Annotated in this window: 17 protein-coding genes, 1 pseudogene and 1 riboswitch; of the genes and pseudogenes, 4 read left to right on the top strand and 14 right to left on the bottom strand. The window is 39.2% G+C overall.

What is annotated here, in order from left to right; translation table 11 throughout:
* Positions 1-250: 250 nt before the first annotated feature.
* From PQ456_RS03775 to rlmD, 3 genes are all read right to left on the bottom strand, one after another.
* Positions 251-1,156, bottom strand: a complete 906-nt coding sequence (locus PQ456_RS03775) for an RNA-binding domain-containing protein (RefSeq protein WP_273614923.1) — start codon at positions 1,154-1,156, stop codon at positions 251-253.
* Positions 1,149-4,256 carry an ATP-binding protein gene (locus PQ456_RS03770; protein ID WP_273614922.1) on the bottom strand — a complete coding sequence of 1,036 codons (3,108 nt, stop codon included), beginning with the start codon at positions 4,254-4,256 and terminating at the stop codon, positions 1,149-1,151. Before PQ456_RS03770 ends, PQ456_RS03775 begins: the two co-directional genes overlap by 8 nt.
* 562 nt (positions 4,257-4,818) lie before the next feature.
* Entirely contained in the window at positions 4,819-6,375 is a 1,557-nt protein-coding gene (gene rlmD / locus PQ456_RS03765; protein ID WP_420540638.1) for a 23S rRNA (uracil(1939)-C(5))-methyltransferase RlmD, read from the bottom strand.
* A 455-nt stretch (positions 6,376-6,830) separates the two neighbouring features.
* Here rlmD and PQ456_RS03760 point away from each other — a divergent pair, with 455 nt between their 5' ends.
* Positions 6,831-7,661, top strand: a complete 831-nt coding sequence (locus tag PQ456_RS03760; protein ID WP_273614920.1) for an alpha/beta fold hydrolase — start codon at positions 6,831-6,833, stop codon at positions 7,659-7,661.
* A gap of 205 nt (positions 7,662-7,866) precedes the next feature.
* Here the strand turns inward: PQ456_RS03760 and PQ456_RS03755 are convergent, their stop codons facing one another.
* The 7 genes from PQ456_RS03755 to PQ456_RS03725 form a co-directional block, all read right to left on the bottom strand.
* Complete coding sequence (locus PQ456_RS03755) at positions 7,867-8,760, bottom strand: diacylglycerol kinase (protein ID WP_273614919.1); 894 nt, start codon at positions 8,758-8,760, stop codon at positions 7,867-7,869.
* A 23-nt stretch (positions 8,761-8,783) separates the two neighbouring features.
* A complete protein-coding gene (locus PQ456_RS03750; protein WP_273614918.1) occupies positions 8,784-9,551 on the bottom strand; it encodes a sirohydrochlorin chelatase in 768 nt (255 codons plus the stop codon).
* 5 nt (positions 9,552-9,556) lie between these two features.
* Positions 9,557-9,847, bottom strand: coding sequence for a YerC/YecD family TrpR-related protein (locus PQ456_RS03745; protein ID WP_069327488.1), 291 nt, complete (start codon positions 9,845-9,847; stop codon positions 9,557-9,559).
* A 196-nt stretch (positions 9,848-10,043) separates the two neighbouring features.
* Positions 10,044-11,009: a magnesium/cobalt transporter CorA gene (corA, locus tag PQ456_RS03740; protein ID WP_273614917.1), complete on the bottom strand. Its 966-nt coding sequence runs from the start codon at positions 11,007-11,009 to the stop codon at positions 10,044-10,046.
* A gap of 143 nt (positions 11,010-11,152) precedes the next feature.
* Positions 11,153-12,154 (bottom strand): inorganic phosphate transporter, encoded by a 1,002-nt coding sequence (locus PQ456_RS03735; RefSeq protein WP_273614916.1) that lies wholly within the window; start codon positions 12,152-12,154, stop codon positions 11,153-11,155.
* 154 nt (positions 12,155-12,308) lie between these two features.
* Positions 12,309-12,923: a DUF47 domain-containing protein gene (locus tag PQ456_RS03730; RefSeq protein ID WP_069327490.1), complete on the bottom strand. Its 615-nt coding sequence runs from the start codon at positions 12,921-12,923 to the stop codon at positions 12,309-12,311.
* A 193-nt stretch (positions 12,924-13,116) separates the two neighbouring features.
* Positions 13,117-14,355 (bottom strand): DUF3048 domain-containing protein, encoded by a 1,239-nt coding sequence (locus PQ456_RS03725; protein WP_273614915.1) that lies wholly within the window; start codon positions 14,353-14,355, stop codon positions 13,117-13,119.
* Between the two features lie 437 nt (positions 14,356-14,792).
* On the opposite strand from PQ456_RS03725, the gene PQ456_RS03720 reads away from it, so the two are divergent.
* A complete protein-coding gene (locus PQ456_RS03720) occupies positions 14,793-15,320 on the top strand; it encodes a DoxX family protein (RefSeq protein ID WP_273616231.1) in 528 nt (175 codons plus the stop codon).
* Positions 15,321-15,559: 239 nt separating this feature from the next.
* On the opposite strand, the gene thiE is transcribed toward PQ456_RS03720, so the two are convergent.
* From thiE to PQ456_RS03700, 4 genes and pseudogenes are all read right to left on the bottom strand, one after another.
* A complete protein-coding gene (gene thiE / locus PQ456_RS03715) occupies positions 15,560-16,231 on the bottom strand; it encodes a thiamine phosphate synthase (protein WP_273614914.1) in 672 nt (223 codons plus the stop codon).
* Positions 16,215-17,036, bottom strand: a pseudogene (gene thiD / locus PQ456_RS03710) (bifunctional hydroxymethylpyrimidine kinase/phosphomethylpyrimidine kinase). The gene thiE and the pseudogene thiD overlap by 17 nt, the downstream one beginning before the upstream one ends.
* Positions 17,037-17,075: 39 nt before the next feature.
* On the bottom strand, positions 17,076-17,885 hold the full coding sequence (gene thiM, locus PQ456_RS03705) for a hydroxyethylthiazole kinase (protein ID WP_273614913.1): 810 nt from the start codon (positions 17,883-17,885) through the stop codon (positions 17,076-17,078).
* Positions 17,886-17,978: 93 nt separating this feature from the next.
* Positions 17,979-18,081, bottom strand: a riboswitch (TPP riboswitch).
* Between the two features lie 170 nt (positions 18,082-18,251).
* Positions 18,252-19,082, bottom strand: coding sequence for an alpha/beta hydrolase (locus PQ456_RS03700; RefSeq protein WP_273614912.1), 831 nt, complete (start codon positions 19,080-19,082; stop codon positions 18,252-18,254).
* A 148-nt stretch (positions 19,083-19,230) separates the two neighbouring features.
* On the opposite strand from PQ456_RS03700, the gene PQ456_RS03695 reads away from it, so the two are divergent.
* Together PQ456_RS03695 and PQ456_RS03690 are read left to right on the top strand one after the other, a co-directional pair.
* The gene (locus PQ456_RS03695) at positions 19,231-19,899 is read left to right on the top strand and encodes a DUF1129 family protein (RefSeq protein ID WP_273614911.1); all 669 of its coding nucleotides are present in this window, start codon (positions 19,231-19,233) and stop codon (positions 19,897-19,899) included.
* Positions 19,900-20,071: 172 nt separating this feature from the next.
* Entirely contained in the window at positions 20,072-20,650 is a 579-nt protein-coding gene (locus PQ456_RS03690) for a TetR/AcrR family transcriptional regulator (protein WP_273614910.1), read from the top strand.
* Positions 20,651-20,684 lie beyond the last annotated feature (34 nt).

The raw sequence follows: 20,684 nt of genomic DNA, 5'->3' as shown, positions 1-20,684 counted from the left end.
CTATATTGATTAGGAATTCCACCTCAAAATTTCATGCGATAGTTAAATAAGAATACGTATTGTACAATATCATTTTTGCGAAATAAGTTCATTAACCTAAAAGCTATTATACTAGATTATGCAAAAAAAAGAGAGGTATTCCTCTCTTTACTATTTTCACAATAGATTTTTAATAACAATTAAGTAAGTCTCATGAGCTTACTTAATTGTTATTTAAAGTTAGACTAATAGGTATTGAGAATAATATAAATCAATGAATTCTGACACAAATATGATACAAGCCAACTGTTCTACCTGAACGACTGTGACTGGTCTTCATTATTCTTAATTCTGAATACCCATATTCATCATCAATACTTGCATCTGTTGAAAGCAAAGGTGCAGGATAGCTATGATTCGTCACATGCTCAGAATATCTTTCCCAGAATGAATTGAAGTCGGCGATTTTGACGTAAGACAGGCATACATTGAATTTATTACCTGAAGTATCGTATAAAAAAATCTTATCCAAATGCTCGTTAATGTAGTTTGTACTTAAAGAATTAAGATTCATTGCTTCAATGACAGTAAACGGTAGTCTGTCTTTTGACACGAATATATCAAGCTCACCAGAACCTTTGCCCGACGAAGAACTTCCTCGTCTAGTTTGATCTTTTATGTCATAACCGATGGCTGCAAGTATATCACCAATATAATCATTCCGCTCGTCTTCACTTGCATCAGAATAATGTTTTCTTGCTTGTAAGTTGACACAAGCCAAAACAAGGTTTTTGACAAAAGCTTCTTGCGAGCCAAGGTCTTTTATAAAATTTATAGAAAGAGATTTGGAACTATTCTTCAATTTCATTACAAATACATTTTTCCCATTAATATTTATGTTATCGTATTCAACCTCAAGTTCAACGGATATAAGGCTTAATGCAGTAGAGATAGGTTCTTTAGCGCTGTTTTTAAACTGGGGACTTAACCCAGCAATCTCGTAATTGTTGATAAGCTTAACTACACCCATGACGATATATCCGTATTCTTCGGAGTTGTCCAATGCTCGCAACATAAGCAAAGCTAATTCATAGGGCTTTAATTCCATACCAACACCGACTACATTTTTTGATGATGTTGTACTTAACAACGTACTAATTGTGGTTATATCAATCATTATTCTTTAAACTCCTCAATGGAATTTTGTTTACTCCTGTCAATTTCAGTATTCTGCCAAGAGTGATTTTTTTAGGTGTTGGATCAGCTTCATTCTCTACCCATAGTTCACAATCTTTATCGAAATCCAGCAGATCTATTTCGGTATCGTAGTACAAAATTATTTGCTCAAAATCCGAAGGTCTAGCAATAATATAAATTTCTTGTCCTAATTTACGAACTCTAAAAATCGTGTTTGCTGTATTTTTTATAAGCTGAAGATTGTCTTTGTCAAATTCGTAATCATCATGTTCATCCAAAAAGTTTACAATATTAGTTCTTGAGCGATTTAAGATATCTTTAACGTAACTGAAAAGCATAGGGTCACTTTTAGAATAGTGAATTTGAGCGGAACCAAAAACATTTTTTGATAATGCTTTTTGAAGTTCTGCTTCTGATGATATGCCCCACTGAGCAAGCAATTCTATTGAAATACTGATAGTTTCGCTCCCGACAGATGATTGAGATGCAAGTATATTCGCCAATTCATTTACATCGGCTACATTATATTTTTTTAAAACTTCATCATACCGTTCTGACTTTGCCATACTTTCAGCAATTTCTTCATCGTCGTAGAACCAATGAAGATTTTCTATAAGCTCTTTGAAATACTTACTCACTTTACTATCCTTGCGGTTATTTCTAATCCATGCGCAAGTGTTTCTAAATGTTTCTCTAAACTCGGAATTCTGCGTTCTTATGAATTTATTATTGTTTCGAACATATGCAGTGATTGCCGGAGCTACAGATTCAAGCGATATAATTCGATTTAAGGGCAGATCAAGGGCAATACCCTTAAATAACATTTTTTTCCTTATATCATTATCTGAATACATAGCCGCGTCTTTTAAAATTTCATTAACACTGCCATCGTCAAGGAAAATTTCGCTCATATGCATAAAATATCCGTTTTGATTTGGCAATATAGCATATTTATCAAGTAAGCTTTCGTGCTCGCATATTCTAAAATGGTTTACCAATTTTGAAATCCATTCAGCTACTTCTCTTTCATTTTGAAAATCATATTGCTCCATTACACTGCTAATAGAAGTACAGTCGTTTAGATCTATACAAATTTTTTCCCTCCAAAACTTTAATGCATCGGAGAGCAATCTTTCATTAAAATAACGGACTTCAGTGTATCGATCAAAGCAACCCTGATAAAGGTAGTTAGCAATTTCAACAAACTCGTTTTGCTTTTCATTTTTGCTTGCGCGAAGATTTATGATAGCTTTATAAAATTCAAGTTTTGTTTCTTGATTAATATGGTCTTGAATAAGCTCATTAAATACATCCTTTAAGTTAATTTCTTGTAAGCCTTGCAGATGATCTTTTGAAACCCTATTATCAAGCAACCTTTCTCTGAAATTAACACCTGCAATTAAGGCTATATCCTTGTATGTTTCGCCGATATTGTTTTCAGCATGTATTCTGTCCAAAGGCAAGAAATCTCCATACTGGTTAGGCAGAATAGATGGATGTCGACCTAATTCAGCAATGTATTTACTTGAATTATGATATAGAAGAACAATTAAATCGTTAAGCCATTTTATCGAATCATAACCTAAACGAGTACTCAGGTTCACCAAATTACCGCATTCTTCAACTTCTTTAATTAAATCAACAATGCCAAAATTGCGACACTCTACCCATAATGAGTTGTACCAGTTTTCGATTTCATCTTTTCGTGTCATATTTTTGGGCATCAACATATTTGACAACTCCCAAACTTTACTTCTATACTCAGGAGTTTCATCTTTCATAATAAAAATGATTGGGGTGTCCCAAACATCATAAAGAGAACAGACTTCATCCGAACTATTATGAATGAAAGTCGTTGTTTTTATATGCTCTTTGATTGGATGAATAAGAACTTTTTCAACCCAATCTGAGTCTAGCCAATTCTTTTCCGGTTGTGCAGAAATCTTAACAATATTATAGAGGTCTTTATAACCTTCCTTTGCAAAATAGTCAAGCATATCATTATACACATTTATTGCTTGTATAATTCTATTTCTGTTCTCTTCTGAGTCACCACCTGAACGCTCGGAATGAATTAAAGGGACACCATCACGAGGCTCTGTGGGATTAAACAATGGACTATTCACAACTACTGGAAATGAAAAGTCATGAGTACCTAGTAATGGAAAATCGCAAAAAATCCGTGGTAATTCCTTATGTGGTTCAATTAAATGCTTTTCACCTTTGTCGTTTTTTTTAATTTCTACAGCGATCGATACCTCATTATTCGATTTTACAAAGACATACCTATTTTCAGAAGTTGTATTTTCGCCTTTTGAAGTTAAGATTTGTACCTGGGTAGCATTGGCAGACTCAAGTTTTACAGCTACTTCTTGCCCTTTTTGAATCACTTTTTTATAATCATCCATACTAAAGGTTATTGAATTTAACTCCGGCACAAATGCAAACACATATGGAATAGAAATCAGAAGATTTTTCAAGCCTAACTTTGCCGTTTCTATTCCCACTTCATTCAATTCGTACACAAACCTTGTATTCATTTGACTCTCATCAATACTACATTCTTTTCCAGTGTCCAACATATCACAACTGTCACTTATGGCTTTCATGATTGTTGTTTTGTCTTGTCCAGTTCTGTCTAATAATGTCTCAAAGGAACGAGGCGGTTCATTATCATCTTGTAGATATCCATACACGTGAACTTTCTCAGAAAGCAAATGAGTCGTCAAAAAGCCCGTTCCAAATTTACCAGTAGATTTTTTTTTATTCTCAGCAGTCAATGAGCGTTCTTTTGTTGAAACTTGCTCAATCAAAAAAACTATGTTTTCAGTCGTAAATAATCGACCATTATGGTTAAATTCAATAGTTTTATTTACTTCGCTAAATTTAATCTCAATATCAACTAGCCCACTTGCATTCACAACATCCTTAGCATTTTGAATCAGCTCCCATATCCATCTATATGATGTATCTGAGCCATTGCTATCTTTAAGGGCTTTGAGCTTATCGATAATTTTTGTTGCAGATTGAGCCTCACTTGCTCCTTTACGCAATTGTTGGATTTTTTCACGAAACGTCATAAACTATCTACTCCCTTATAATAAATCTATTTCTGTTATTGATAAGCATGGTAACGCTCTCATTTATCTATTTAAACTAATACTATCCTACGTTGTAGTAAGACTTTCGTATATCATTAATTTATTGTATGCTAGAAAATCTTCTGGATGATTTCTTTTAAAAAACTTAAGATTCTATAATTTGTAAATATGATATAGTTGCAACCATAATAGACTATTTATGCTTTAAATTCTATAATCATTCCCATATCTTTAAAAAAATAAACTATTTAAAGTGACATGGGACTCATTTTCAGATAATCATATAGACCTTATTTCATTAATATTTCCACCTGATCTTTTATTTAGATACTATATACCTACATCTGATAAACCAGAAAATTCATTATTTTCTAATAATTAAAATATTATTGGTTATATAAAACTATTCTCTATTCAAAATAAAGAAGCTTTATCAAATGACTTGCGCCGAATTAATTACTTTTTATAAAAAAATATAGCCCGAACTTTAGAAGCTTCGGGCTACATGACTATTTAAATAGGTAAATATGTTTTCAAAATACTATTCCTTTACCAACACCGCCACACTCTCCACATGCACCGTATGCGGGAACATGTCTACTGGCTGAACTTCCACCGTCACATACCCACCATCTTCCAACACACGCAAGTCTCTCGCCAGTGTCGCTGGATTACAGGACACATACACCACACGCTCCGGTTGCATCGCCAAGATCGTCTCCAACAACCTCGGATCGCATCCTTTACGTGGTGGATCGACAACGATCACATCTGGTGTAATTCCATTTGCTTTCCAACGCGGAATCACATCTTCCGATGCGCCCACTTCAAATTCCACATTCGTCATCCCATTCAATACTGCATTAGAACGAGCATCTTCGATCGCTTCTTTCACAATCTCCACACCGTACACTTGCTTCGCATGTTGCGCTAAAAAGAGTGAAATGGTTCCTATACCACAGTACGCATCAATAACCGTTTCTTTTCCTGTTAGTCCAGCATATTCAACCGTCTTGCTATATAACACATCCGTCTGCACCGGATTCACTTGATAAAAAGAACGTGCCGATATCGCAAACTTCACATCACCAATATAATCATGGATCACTTCGCGTCCCCATAATACTTTGGTGGTATCGCCGAAAATGACATTCGTTGTCTTGGTATTCACATTCTGGCAAATACTGACCACTTGTGGCATTTCGAGACGGATACGGTCGATCCATTCGCTTGGACGTGGTAGACGTTCTCCGTTAGTGACGAGGACGACCATCATCTCACCTGTACGGAAGCCGACTTTGACCACCACATGGCGCAATAGACCTGTGCCTGACTCTTCATTATATGCAGATACTCCTAGCTCTTTGCCGATCTGTTTGACTTTAGCGATCAGTTCATCGTTACGGGTATCTTGAATCAGACAGGTATCCATATCAATAATCCGATGACTGCCACGCGCGTAGAAGCCAGCAACCAATTGACCGTTTATTTCACTGATTGGCACCTGTGCTTTGTTCCGATAACGCCACGGTTCAGCCATTCCCAGTGTTGGCAGTACTTTGATGCCTTTATTTTCGGACTTCTTCTGCGTATCTGCATTATGATCAAGATGAAGCTGAACCTGCTGGTCTACCCATACACTCAGCTTACCGATCCGTTGTAAATTATCTATGACATGCTGACGTTTCCATTCCAATTGCGCGTCATAACTCATATGTTGTACCTGACAGCCACCACATTGATTATAGATCGGGCAAGGGGCTTCTACGCGATCTGGGCTCGCTTCTAGTATGGCGGTCATTTTGGCATAACCGTATTGTTTTTTCGTTTTGAGTACTTTGGCTTGAATCTTTTCACCCGGCAGAGCACCTTGAACGAACAATGTATATCCTTCTGCTCGACCTACGCCTTCTCCGTCATGATTCATACCGATAATCTCTAATTCCAACTCGTCATTTTTGGCAACAGGTAAGTTCGCCAGCGCAAGAGCTGTCGCTTGACTCGGTTGTTGCCGGTTGTTGCTATATTTTCTGCCGCCTCTGCGGTCTTTACTCATCTCGTTTGGCTCCATTTCTTTATACACATGACTGCATTTCATTAATTGCTCAAGGCTATCCAACATCTCAATTCAAAAATACATTGTCCACTACGAATGGACATTCCGAAGAACAATTCCTCTAAAGATTGTATAGAAAATTACCTATACTTACAATAACTATCCGTGTTTTTTCATAGAATATTTAACGTTTCTATCTCAACAAGCTCCAATTGAAAATAGTTCATGTACATACACCAATTCTATTATAACGCAATAGTACTTCTACAGGAGATGTTAGGTTCATTTTAAAATAACGATTAGAATGTATATGCCCCTTTGATCTTGTCATGTAAAAGTGATCTCTGTTAAAATTTATATAGTATCTACCGGTTATACATACACAAGTTTTAACCGTATTGGCGAACAGATATAGGATAAGCAGATGAAATCATATCTGTTTGTGCGAAGAGTACTTGCTATACATATAACAATAGCTTCGGCAAAAGGAGTACATGATGAAAGCTACGATTAAAGATATTGAAATGGATTATGAAATGTTTGGCGAAGGTACAACGATTTTATTTTTACATGGCAATGCTCTGGATAAACTAAGCATGAAGCATTCGTATGAACCTATTTTTCAAACGATCTCTGGATACCGACGTATCTATGTAGACTTACCAGGGATGGGCGACTCTCACAGTAGTCTGTCGATCAACAGCACTGATGATATGTTAGACATCCTTCTAACCTTTATCGAGCAGGTTATTGGTTATGAAGATATTCTGTTATTTGGACATTCCTACGGGGGATATCTAAGTCTGGGCATTATGAATAAACTGCAAAATCGGGTTAAAGGAGCTTATCTTACTTGCCCTGTGGTGATCGGACAATTTGAACAACGGCGAGTCGAGCAGCAAGTTCCTCTCATAGAAGAAGAGGTTGATACAGATACAAGCAACAGTGAATATCAGGATTACTTGAGTATGAATATTCGGATTAACTCTAAAACATGGGAGCTGTATCAACAATTGATTGTTCCGGGAGTACGCCGGGCAGATCATGACTTTATGGATCGGATTCAACGAGAAGGTCAACAATATTATCGTTATGCATTAGAAGAGCAACTTTCTTTGCATCATGACACTGTTCTGCATGTATTATTGGGCAAAATGGACAATGTGGTTGGTTATCAAGATCAGATTGATTTCTTTACGAAATACCCTTATTCTACCACTACTATCTTAGGAAATAGCGGTCATAATTTGTTTATTGATGTAGCCGAAGATAATCATGAATGGGTTACGCATTTTTTGAACAAAGTAAATCAACAATCTTCTAACTAGCATTACATGCTGAAGAAATTGGAATGAACGATCATTTGCTCTGTAAAAAATGAAATGGTATCTGATTATACTAGGAAAATTAGTACTGATTTTGTTATCGTGCCCAGCACTTATTATATGAACATAAACGTTATAGCTAATATGTAGCATTCAAAAAAGCACCTATTTCCCAAAGGAAACAGGCGCTTTTCAACGTTGAGATCGTTTACTTCAGATCCGAGAATACTTGTAATTTCTGTGGCAAAATCTCAAAAATCCCCGGTAATGATCCACCGAGTTCACCGTCTAGATTAATTTGTACATTATTACTAGGCGCTTCAATCTCCAAGCGATTGGTCTGGAAATAAATAATCTTCGGATCGTTAAGATGTTCTCCACGAGCGGCGATAGAGATTAAGCGAATAAATTCGGCGATATTACACTTTTTGACACCGATAAAATCAAATAATCCATCATCTATTCGTGCTCCCGGCGCTAACTTTTCAAATCCACCGACTGAATTGGTATTAGCAACTAGAAAAATCATAAATTCTTCGTGTAGCGGTTCTTGCCCGGCAGCTGTAATTTTCAATTCGGTTGGTGTTAAGTTAACGACTTTCTCGATGCCTTTCATATAATACGCCATCTGTCCGATCATCGTTTTGAGTCGACTGGGTACTTCATAAGTCAGCTCGGTCAATGATCCTCCACCAGCAATATTAATAAAATAGCGATCGTTAAAGCGACCCACATCGATCGGTCTCGCATTCTGACGAATCACCAGATCGCAATAATCTTCCCAATGTCTCGGTACGCCTAAAGCACGCGATAGATCATTGGTTGTACCTAGTGGAAATACGCCAAGTGGCGGTGGATTATCATATTCAGCCATGCCGTTAATGACTTCATAAATCGTACCATCGCCACCAGCGGCAATAATCAATTCATATCCATCTTCGATCGCTTTGGCGGCTGAAATGGTTGCATCGCCTTCACCTGTTGTCGCATGACAGCTGGCTTCGATACCGCCTTTGTCTAACCGATCCAAAATATCCGGCAAACGGCGCTTCATTTCCTCCCGACCTGAAGAAGGATTATATATCAGTCTCGCTCTTTTCATTCCATCATGCCACCTAATATGAATTATGTTGTTATGAGTTGGTTCAACAGTGACTGAATCTGACGCTCCATCCAGTGAGATAGCAGTGGATGTGGCAACAATGCTGTACCTGCATATTCATAGCTTAACCCTTCCACACGCCCCGGAATCACTTGATTCAGGAATATCCCTTTGCTTAGAAAAAGTGGCGCAATCAGCACTTTATAACCGCGTGCTGTCCATTCTTCTGTTTTAGCGCGCAGACTATCTGGATTAAGTAATGCATAGTCAGTATGAGCCACTTCACTAACCTGTCCTACGCGCTGAGCTAACGAAGAAATACCTTTTTCCCAGCGTTGTCTGAATCCGTCATGAATACTGCCGTGACCGACGACTAACACCACTTCATTTTCAGGTGCAACCGATAAATCTTTCACTTGATCCCAGACCATCCGAGCGATATCTTCATCATCATCGGCTGGATATCCGAAATGAACATTCGCTTGAATCGTAAAAGGTTCCAGATCGGTCTCGCGATCAGGAGTTTCTTTGACACCCAAAGCATACGCAATCTCATCCATATGTGTACTACCAGAGGACACAAATAGCGGAACAACCAAAAGATCGGTTACCCCTTGCGCTTCCAATTCATCGATTCCATCCTGAATAAATCTTCCCGGAACATTGTCCAGGAAGACTGCATTTACAGGTAGATCGCTTGGCAGATGAATATGAGATACCGCTTCATCAATCTGCTCCATCCAAGACGTTTCCGGCGAACCATGACTAATTATTAATACACCGGGCTTCATAGAGATTACCTCCCTAGACGTTCCAATGTCATTTTGTATCCATCATTACCATAATTCAGGCAACGTTTTACACGAGAAATGGTTGCTGTACTTGCACCCGTTTCTGCTTCGATCTGATTATAAGTTGAACCTTTACCTAGCATACGTGCGACTTCAAGACGTTGTGACAGCGACTGAATCTCATTAACTGTACACAAATCATCAAAAAACACATAGCATTCTTCTAAATTTTTTAGTGTCAAAATCGCTTCGAATAATTGATCAACACTTTTATCATCAAGTTTTTTAAGTTGCACGATGTGATCATCCCCTACTACGGTTACTGTACCTACATTGTATAGATTACTGGTTATTTTTTCAAGCATTAACGATGTACAGCATTACAGGATACCAGATTTTTGCTTTAGCAAAATATCTTACTTCACGCGTCTAGCAAGCATTACCATTCATTAAAGCCTGTTTTACAATGAAATGTCCTCTGAGCAAAAACAATTATTTAAACCATCCACGCTTTGTAAAAGCAGTCATCATGCCTGCTCCCAAAGCAAACATCAGCAACAATACACCGAAATAACCATATTTCCATTTAAGCTCTGGCATATTTTCAAAATTCATACCATAAATTCCGGCTATTAACGTCAGTGGCATAAATATAGTCGTAATCACCGTTAACGTTTTCATAATCGTATTCATCCGATTGGAGTTGAGTGAGATATAACTATCCCGTAGATCAGATGTCATTTCACGATTAGATTCAATCATATCAGACAATTTGAGCAAATGATCATAAATATCACCAAAATACGAGTGATGCTGATCGACTTTCTGAATATGCTGTGAATTAATAACCCGATACATCAGATCACGCATCGGAATAATAGTACGTCTTAACTTCAGTAGACGAGAACGTAATACAAATACTTGAGCTAACAGATCATCAACCGGTTCATCTGGTCCTGTATTTTCAAGTTCATTCAATTCATCTTCAATCTCATACACACAGGGGAAATATTCATCAACAATTTTGTCTGTCACGATATAAGCCGCAGCAATAGGGCCGTTCGCCCATTTGGGACGATTGCCTTGCTGACTGTAACTAATAATCCGTTGCCATGCGGATTCAATTTCTCGTAGATCGCTATGATGAAATGATACCAAAAACCGATCACTCACAAACAAATCGACTTCTTCGACCAGTAACGTCTCAGGATGCATCGCATGCAGAACAAGAAATTGCACATCTCCATAGTAATCAATCTTCGGACGTTGAAGCACATGCAGACAATCTTCTACAGCTAATGGATGAAAATGAAAAAAAGTACTTAACAACTTGGACTCTTCTTCAGTAGGCTGATTAAAATCTACCCAGTACCATAAGTAATCGCCAGACTCTATCTCTTCTAACTGTATATTCTGTACAATATCATGTTCTTGAGTAACACCGATAATGCGAATCATTGACCGCGTTCACTTCCTTTGTATCAAATATAGACGGATCATCTGCGAGAACGTCCACTGCTATCCCTATTTTACTTAGAATCGCACAAAAAACCGCCGTTCGCAAGAAACGGCGGAAGTGATCTATCATGATCCGATTTATATTAGAACAAATCGAATAATACTTTGAAAATAAGGCCAGATAATACAGCTGCAATTGGAATCGTAACGACCCATGCAATCACGATACGTCCAGCAAGTCCCCATTTTACTTCGCGGAAGCGCTTGGCAGAACCTACACCCAGAATAGCAGATGTAATCGCATGTGTTGTACTTACAGGTAAGTGAGTCAATGTTGCTGTGAAAATAACCGATGCTGCTGAGATATCCGCTGCAAATCCGTTAATAGGCTCGATTTTGAAAATTTTAGTTCCCATTGTTTTGATGATTTTCCAACCACCGACAGAGGTTCCAAGAGCCATCGCAGTTGCTGCTGAGATTTTAACCCATAACGGTACATCCAGATTATCTTGCACACCAGCTGCTACAAGAGCAAATGTAATAATACCCATCGCTTTTTGCGCATCATTCGTACCATGTGTAAATGATTGAATCGCTGCTGTCAAAATTTGCATCGTGCGGAATCCTTTGTTAACCGTATGCGGGCTACGTTTGGCAAAAATCCATTTTAGAATCGTCATCACAATATAACCAATCGCAAAGGCAATCAAAGGAGACAAAATCAATCCTTCTACAATCTTGATAAATCCGCTCCAATTCACAGAACTTGAACCTGCTCCAACAAATACAGCTCCTGCTAGTGCACCAATCAAAGCATGTGAAGAAGAAGAAGGAATCCCGAACCACCATGTTGCCAAGTTCCAGATAATTGCAGCAATCAGTGTCGCAATAACGATCTCTATACCGTTATCCAAAGTTGCTGGATCTGCTACACTACCACCTATCGTTTTGGCTACGCCTGTGAACGTGATCGCTCCCAGAAAGTTCATCACTGCCGCCATCAAAATCGCTGTACGTGGCGGTAACGCTCGAGTAGAAACCGATGTAGCAATTGCATTTGCTGTATCATGGAATCCATTAATAAAATCGAACGCTAAAGCCAAAAATACGACGATAGCCAGTATCCATATTGAGGTTTCTACCATATCATTCATCGCCCAGATGGATCTCTTGCACTCCAATCAAGAGAATCTGCGCAATCCTACCTCCTTAGTTATCTGTTACAGATTATTGCATCTCTGCATATTACATCCATCTATACTCAGCAAAATGGATCATATGCGTATCTTGTAAGCAATTTTAGGAATTGCGCATAATAATAGATTCGAGTCTATTCGCTACATCTTCGCAAGCATCAGTCGTTGTTTCCAAACGCTCATATATTTCTTTTTTCTTAATAAGTTCGATCGGGTCTTTTACTGTGGCAAACAAATCTTTAATACAGTTACGCAATACGTCATCACCCTGATTTTCCAGATCGTTCAGACGAATCGTGTGTTCACGAATAGCCAACAGTTTTTTATGAGACAACAAGTGAATAGCTTTTTGAATTTCATAAGCAGATTCACGCAAAATTTCAGCAAATTGAACAATATAGTTATCCGGCTCAGTCATATGATACATATCAAAACGAGAAGCACAAGCTTCCAGACCGTCTAATACATCATCCATCGTTGTCGTCAAATCCATAATATCATCACGCTCAATAGGTGTGATAAATGTTTTGTTCAGTTCGGTAATAATGGTGTGCGTGTAATCATCACATTGATTCTCGTAAATCTTCATTTGCTTCGTAAACTCTGGAATATCCTTCAAGTTAGGTACTTGTTCCGCAAAGTAATCTGCAGCCTGCACAATTGCATCTGCCATGTTCTCCAGCGTTTGAAAAAAGATATCCTTTTTCTTAACACGCATTTCTATAACCCCTTTTCGAAATTTTGCCGAAAAATGTCGTAAATTAGAATTATGAAAACAAAATGATTTCATAACAACCTTTGTTATCTTATCAATCTGTACATAGGTTTGTAAAGATTCTGTTTACATTTATCATACAAAAATCATACAAAAATCGACTTTACTTTCATCATTTTAGCATATTTTTCCTTATTTACCCGTTTTCGCTCAACTTTTTACCATCTATTGTTAAATGATTTTCAAACGACGGGCTATTAGGAACAATATTGTAATACGTTACGCCAGGGACAAGCGGCACTTCTTGACCACTACTCATAAAACGAATTACATCACCACTTTTTTTACTCCATTGACCTTTAATCTGTTGACCCTTTTGAAATAAAATAGCTTCTCCGCCAGCGTCCAAATCCAGACTTAATCTACCGATATCATCTAATACTTTGTAATCTCCACCGAGCACAATAACATTGGACGCGGTTAATGGCTTTCCACTGTTCAAATCAATATGAGGTTCATTGTTCATACTGCGAGTATAGACTCCACTTTTGGCATTGTAGTCATAACCTACTTTATAACTTTCCAGCAAAAATTGAAGTTGGATCGATGTTGCTTTGACTCCTGTAGTAGCAGGTGTTGTGCTGGTTGTAGAATTTGTATTATCTGTAGGATCGGTAGCACTCTGGTTAGGAGTAGCACTGTCAGCAGGCTTATCATTATTATCGGCAGAATCGGTATAGTTATCGAGTGATTCTGTATTTGTAGTATCTGTCACTTCTGTTGTAGATTCCAAAAAAGGATATGTTGGAATAGTTACTTCTTGTTTGTAATTTTTTTTGAGTGCACCTTCACGTAACTTCTCTTCATTGGTATACAAATTATGAGGAGCTTTGCGACTGGAGTCTCGCCAGAATGGAGCACTTGCATTAGTAATCTCATCAAGATGTTCTTTGTGTCCTTGTTGCAAGATACTGTACGCTTCAGGGCTACCACCGGCATGAACCAGTAATGCACCGATACTTTCCCCGATTCCGATCAAATACGGGCGAATACTTCGCACAGGGCCGATCGTTACATCCCCATGATAACTCTGATATACAGCGATTAGACGGGTGATCCCTCCCTCTGCTAGCACTTCATAGACCATATCGGCTTGAGCTAATCCAGATTGCGGACGGGCAGCAGGAGCATTATTAATCATCACTGCAATCGGTCTAGATAGAGAAGGCTGATCAACAGGCAATCCTGTAAGTGGCGCTGTATAGACGACTTCTGCTGGTTTTTCCGGTGTTATCGGTTCTGTCACTTTGGCTGGTTCCGGTTGTTGCTGTGGTGCAGGGGTAGCCACTTCTTCAGATCCGCAAGCGATCAAGCTCATCGTTAGCACAAGCGGTACTGACCATTTGGTGACTTTCCATAATCGGGATTGATTCATTACAATAGTATCCTCCTCGGTGTTGAACATCATTAGATAGATCAGTAGCTCATTCTGATGTGCATTAGCAGGATACACTCCTACTATAGAACACACATATGAACTCCAAATGAATTCAATAGTTTCTTTCTTAACGTATGTATGATTCAGAAGATGTTAAACACAGCTTACTATGTATTAAAACATAAGCTTCTTCTATATAGAATACATATAGCGTAATTCACACATTCAAAAGCTCAAAAGTGTTCTCCTAACTATATATACCATATTTTAACAGTCCAATAATAAAATATTAAAAATTTATATAAGATTGTGATTTTTATCACATTTAAAAATTTAGTTGTGATTTAAAATAAAGACATGGAAGAGATGATCATCACCAACTCAACAAGTTAACACAGACTTAAAAAAATAATACATTATTCAGGGGAGTGGCAATCATGAACAGATGGCTAAGAGAAAATAGTGTGGCAATGTGGTTATTAACTATCTTACGGGTATACATCGGATTCAAATGGATCACAGGTGGATGGGAAAAATTAAGCAGTGGCGGATTTGATGCTAGTGGATTTTTGACAGGTGCTATCGCTAATACAGGCGGAGAACATCCAAGTGTACAAGCAGGCTGGGGAGCATTCTTACAACACTTTGCTTTACCAAATGTCGGATTATTCAATGTTCTTGTTCCAATCGGTGAATTCCTTGTCGGACTTGGATTGATCTTAGGAGCTTGTACTACACTAGCAGCATTAATGGGAATGGTAATGAACTTTGCCTTCTTATTCTCGGGTACTGTAAGCACTAACCCTTACTTGTTACTTGCTGAAATCTTTATCGTAGTTGCTGGCGCAAACGCTGGTAAAATTGGTCTGGATCGCTGGATTGTTCCTTACCTACGTACTCGCTTCTTCAACCGTCGTAACAAACAACAAGATACCTTGCCTAATCAGCATAAAATAGCTTAACAATACAAATAAACGCATTACTTGGCTTCTACAGAATGATCGATGTTATTCGCAGTAACATACAGATCATCACAAGGATAGCGGAAAGAACCTACTGTTACGTTACACTATACAAACAGAAAATAGTGTTTACCATTCAAAGTCATTCGACACACCGTACTGTAAGCTACGGTATACCGAATGGCTTTTTTTGATGGGGTTAATAGACATTTATCCAGCATTAGATCATGTCGTGGTGATTAGTTCGCAATCAATCGACGGGTAAGCGTATTTAACTGCTGCGTCGCTTGTTCTATATCCGTCTGTCCTGCGATCGCAGAGATCACTGCTATTCCATCTGCGCCCGCGGTAAAGATCGGCTCGGCATTACCTGCATGAATTCCTCCAATACCGACTAAAGGAATCTCAATATGATGGTTCTTCAGTGCTGTAATAGTGCTTGTTCCTTGTACGGCTTGCGCATCAGCCTTAGAGATTGTAGGGTAGATCGGTCCTATGCCTAAATAATCAGCGCCATCTTCAATAGCTTGTCTAGCTTCAGCTACGCTATGAGCAGATACACCAATAATTTTATCATCCCCTAGACGTGCCCGAATCTGATCGGCGGGTGCATCTTCTTGTCCTACATGAATTCCATCCGCATTCAGAGCGATCGCTAACTCTACATCATCATTCACAATAAACGGAATCTGATGAGTGTGGCATATCTGTTGCAGACGTTCTGCAAGCTTATAATACGCTTGCCCTGTTAAAGCTCCAACCCCTTTTTCCCGAAATTGAAAAAGAGTGATCCCTCCTGCAATAGCAGACTTTAATACTTCTTCTGGTGGTTGATTACAATTGACGCTTCCCATCACTAGATAAAGGCGTAAATACTGGCGTATATGCTGAGTATCAGGCTTGGTGATCATAGACTCGGCTCCTTTGCTGATAAGCAAAATGATTGGTAGGCCCATGACCGGAACCGATACCCAATCCATCTTCAATCGCTGCTTGAATAAATTGCTTCGCGGTATGTACAGCTTCATAAATAGTTTTGCCTTTGGCAAGTTCTGCTGTTAATGCCGCTGAAAAAGTACATCCTGTGCCATGAGTATGAGGCGTATCAATCCGCTGACTTTCCAAATAATCAAATTGATTTCCATCGTATAACAGATCGATTACAGTAGACGTCGATGTATCATGTCCACCTTTGATCACTACATACGTTGCCCCCATCTCTACAAACTGCTTGGCGGCTTGTTCGCGTTGCTGTAGATTGGTAATCGATAGACCTGTTAATAACTCGGCTTCTGGCAAATTAGGCGTGATAATCTCTGCCAGCGGAATCAGATCAGAGATCAGCGCTTGCAACGCTTCTTGTTGTAACAGCACCGAGCCTCCTTTAGCAACCATCACCGGATCAATCACTAGATGTTGCCATTGATACTGTTTTACTTTTGCCGCGACATAACGAATAATATCTGCACTAAATAACATCCCTGTTTTGACAGCGTGGGGTTGTAGATCCGTCCCGATCGAATCCAATTGCTGTACAACACCTTCAATCTGAACCGGATAGACACCTTATACCCCTGTCGTATTCTGCGCTGTGATAGCAGTAATAACAGACATGCCATAGACACCGAGTTCTTGAAATGTTTTGAGATCGGCCTGAATGCCTGCGCCTCCTCCACTATCTGAACCTGCAATCGTCAATGCTTGATACACGTTCATCTTGTCTCGCTCCTTTATCATATGAATGTATGTTCAATATTAAGCTTTGGATGAAGTGATCTGGGCTCGTGCAGTTACGATCTCCGGTGTGACTAGAGACAATTGATTGATAAATTGCATCTGAAAACTGCCTGTGCCTTGCCCTGCTGTCTGTTCATAGGCAATCTCTGCGGCTATACCGTAAAATGCTAAAGCTTCTGTTACGGCTTCCAGACGTTCTTGAGCTTGTGCAGGATCAGCGACTGCGATAAATGCACCGACTACGGCACTTAGTAGACAACCACCGCCTGTCACTTGTGTTAATATCTGATGACTGTTAGCAATGGTATAGGTGTTCTGTCCATCGGTTACGACGTCTTTTTCACCGGTGATGGCTACAATGCACTTTAATTTTTGAGCGGCCTGCTCTGCGATCTGGATCATATTGCCTTCGCCTGCTCCTGCATCGACACCTTTGATCTGCCACGATTCGCCGATCACATTAGCCACTTCAGCTATATTGCCACGTAACACATCTACTTGAACGTGTTCAATAATTTGCAAAGCAGACTGTGTACGATACGGGGTAGCTCCTGCTCCTACCGGATCAAATACAACAGGCACACCTGATTCATTCGCTGCACGTCCTGCACGTTGAATCGATTCGACGGTGTATGGATCAAGCGTACCGATATTAAGCACAACTGCATTCGCTATAGCTGCCACATCGGCTACTTCTTCATGCGCATATGCCATAAAAGGAGAAGCCCCCAGCGCCAGCAATCCGTTCGCTGTAAAATTAGTCACGACCATATTGGTAATATTGTGAATCAGTGGATGTTGCGCCCGTACTTTGGCTAGAAAAGTCATTGATATTGCCTCCTATAACGTAATAAAGACCCATCCATCTCCAGAAGAGACAAATGGGTCAAACATTCATTCAGGTATATCACAACATGAGTGAAAATTCAGCCTCCACTTCCCTCCGCTAGTATAATCCAGATCAGGTTCCAAGGGTCCGAAATTGAATTTTCGTCTCAGCCAACAGGCTCCCCTAGTGAAATCAGTAACTATTCGATTGTTCTTTCTTACCATACCACTGGTGAATGATCTGGTAAAGGATTACACTAGAAGAAATCGCGTTTGTAACTGCCAAGCGCTTAGCAGAAGATATTTTGCTATGCAAAAATCATGTTGGATTATATTAGAAGAAGTCGCGCTTATATTGCCAAGCGCTTAAATCATCCAGTGTTGCCAATCGGTCTGAGCGACTTTGCGTTCGGTGAGCCATTGGCGGGTTTTGTCTAGCAGCTCCCGGCGGTGAGTTCCATTGGAATACGTGTGATCTGCTTGAAAAATGATTTCTTTATCACAACGTCCTTCTGAACGTGTCCAGAATACTTTTTGATACAAAAAGGCATAATCTACTGGAATCACATCATCCCCTGTACCATGAATCACCAGCACATCGCCACCAAATTGCTTGGCTTCTTGAAACGGTTGGAAATTGCCTAACGAATCAAAGTATACAGGTGTAAACGAGTAGCCTAAATGATCGGCTTGTCCTTCGATCACTGCTTGATCGTATTTGTCCCGACCGGTTAATTTGATAATATCGTTAAATGGATGTCCTACTGCTGACCATAGAACCAGGCTTTTGACACGATGATCGCGTACAGAAGTAAGAATAGCTACAGCACCACCCAGACTATGACCGATCAATGTGACGCGGGTGGGATCAATGTCACTGCAATTCATTGCATAATCCAGTACAGTACGAGTCTGAGCGACCATTGATTCGAGTCCTTCTTTGCCATAGTCGCCGCCACTTTCACCGCAACCTGCATAATCAAAGCGAACCACCATATAACCGTCAGCCGCCAATTCACGGGCTGTACTAACAAATAGGCGATCCACTCCAATACGGCTGCCAACAAAACCATGGCAGATCACAATTAGCGGTGTACGGCTTTTGCCTCGTCCTGCTGATTGTGGTTCCTGTTCAGGATAATGAATACTAGCTGTCAGATCCAAGTCGTGATGTCGAATGACGATATTGCGTTCCATGATGATTCCTCCTCTTAAATAAACAATTCCGATCAGTTTAATATGCTTTAATCTTGAAACCATATTATCATTAACGCTAGATCATTGTCAACGCAAGGAAAGTATGGCAAAATAGTAGCTTCGAACAACGAGAATGGAGGAATGAATAATGAGCTCAATACGCCAAATGGTTAAAAATATTAACGTCGTACGGGATCAATTAAAACCAGAAAATTTGGATTATTATGATGATGTTATTGTACATGTACGGGATGCACGAATTGATCGTGAAGCAGGCGAAGAATTGCTTTTAGAAATGGGTCATCATTTGCTAGAAGCGCAGAAAAAAGGTAAAACTGCCAAACAGTTATTCGGTAAAGAATCGATAGAGTACGGCAATATATTAATTCGTAATTTACCGGAAAAGAAACAATTGAGCAAGCCGATGTATTACTTGATGATTCCGTGGGTAGCGTTAACATGGGTATTTCTTATTCAAGCATTAATGGGATTATTCAAAATCAGTATTAGCGATTCAGGCATTGTCGGGCAGATCAATGTAGCGACTCTGATTATTGTAGCTGTAGGTTCGATTGCTCTGGTTGAGATGCTCACAAGATTTACCGATCAGCCTGTCGAACAAAGTGATGCGACAAAGCCAGGTATGCAAATCAATGCACGCGCTATCTTAACGTATCTGGTGATTTTGGTACTGATTTTTGGTGTGGGAATCTTTTTACGTGAAGTGATGCCTGTGATTACGATTGCTCCATGGGTAAGCTTGTTGTTATTTGTGATCGGTGTAGTCGGACAGAAATTTATTTTTATGCGCAAATAAAAAGATCAGCAAGTCTATCCATTATTGGATAAAGCAAAATAGATAGATTGCATTTTCTTTTGCCAAAGGTATACCTATCGCTTACAATAAATAAGATTGATGAATATCGTTAGCTTATATACGAATCTTATTCATATTCTACGAACAGGTATAGTTAAAGGAGGTTTATGCTTTGCCACCTCGCACCGGGCTTAGTCTTCATTCTATTTTGCAAGCAGCTACAGAACTAGCAGATGAACGTGGATGGAATGAAGTGACACTTACGATATTAGCTCAGAAGCTAGGGGTTCGTTCGCCTTCTTTGTATAATCATGTGAACGGATTACCGGGATTACGTCGTGAAATGGCATTAACAGGATTGGATCAACTCAAAGACGCATTGATGCGGGCTGCGGTAGGACGATCCGAAGATAAAGCGATACGTGAAATGTCGCGCGCTTATCTTGAATTTGCTCGTGCTCATCCAGGATTATATGAAGCTACGTTCTATACATCAGATATAGATGATGCAGAGATCAATGATAGCAAACATCAAATGCTGGAACTATTTATGCAAGTATTAAACGGATTTGATTTGAATGAAGAAGCCTTGATTCATGCGATACGTGGACTACGCAGTGTTTTGCATGGCTTTAGTTCACTAGAACGTATCGGTGGATTTGGCTTGAATGTCGATATAAATCAAAGTTTTGAATTGATTATTAATACTTTTCTGCAAGGTCTGCATACGGTAGAGTCCAATCATAAATAAGCAAATACACCACTTGTACAGAGATCGTAACGTT

It is taken from the genome of Paenibacillus kyungheensis, from assembly GCF_028606985.1.
Classification (GTDB): Bacteria; Bacillota; Bacilli; order Paenibacillales; family Paenibacillaceae; genus Saccharibacillus; species Saccharibacillus kyungheensis.
The sequence above is the reverse complement of the archived record's forward strand: the minus strand, read 5'-3'. Positions and strand labels throughout refer to the sequence as shown.

What these genes read in the sequence shown, in the direction of transcription:
- PQ456_RS03775 (WP_273614923.1), bottom strand. Translation starts at nt 1,156, where the DNA reads ATGATTGATATAACCACAATTAGTACGTTGTTAAGTACAACATCATCA.
- PQ456_RS03770 (WP_273614922.1), bottom strand. Translation starts at nt 4,256, where the DNA reads ATGACGTTTCGTGAAAAAATCCAACAATTGCGTAAAGGAGCAAGTGAG.
- rlmD (WP_420540638.1), bottom strand. Translation starts at nt 6,375, where the DNA reads ATGAAATGCAGTCATGTGTATAAAGAAATGGAGCCAAACGAGATGAGT.
- PQ456_RS03760 (WP_273614920.1), top strand. Translation starts at nt 6,831, where the DNA reads ATGAAAGCTACGATTAAAGATATTGAAATGGATTATGAAATGTTTGGC.
- PQ456_RS03755 (WP_273614919.1), bottom strand. Translation starts at nt 8,760, where the DNA reads ATGAAAAGAGCGAGACTGATATATAATCCTTCTTCAGGTCGGGAGGAA.
- PQ456_RS03750 (WP_273614918.1), bottom strand. Translation starts at nt 9,551, where the DNA reads ATGAAGCCCGGTGTATTAATAATTAGTCATGGTTCGCCGGAAACGTCT.
- corA (WP_273614917.1), bottom strand. Translation starts at nt 11,009, where the DNA reads ATGATTCGCATTATCGGTGTTACTCAAGAACATGATATTGTACAGAAT.
- PQ456_RS03735 (WP_273614916.1), bottom strand. Translation starts at nt 12,154, where the DNA reads ATGGTAGAAACCTCAATATGGATACTGGCTATCGTCGTATTTTTGGCT.
- PQ456_RS03730 (WP_069327490.1), bottom strand. Translation starts at nt 12,923, where the DNA reads ATGCGTGTTAAGAAAAAGGATATCTTTTTTCAAACGCTGGAGAACATG.
- PQ456_RS03725 (WP_273614915.1), bottom strand. Translation starts at nt 14,355, where the DNA reads ATGAATCAATCCCGATTATGGAAAGTCACCAAATGGTCAGTACCGCTT.
- thiE (WP_273614914.1), bottom strand. Translation starts at nt 16,231, where the DNA reads ATGATCACCAAGCCTGATACTCAGCATATACGCCAGTATTTACGCCTT.
- thiM (WP_273614913.1), bottom strand. Translation starts at nt 17,885, where the DNA reads ATGACTTTTCTAGCCAAAGTACGGGCGCAACATCCACTGATTCACAAT.
- PQ456_RS03700 (WP_273614912.1), bottom strand. Translation starts at nt 19,082, where the DNA reads ATGGAACGCAATATCGTCATTCGACATCACGACTTGGATCTGACAGCT.
- PQ456_RS03695 (WP_273614911.1), top strand. Translation starts at nt 19,231, where the DNA reads ATGAGCTCAATACGCCAAATGGTTAAAAATATTAACGTCGTACGGGAT.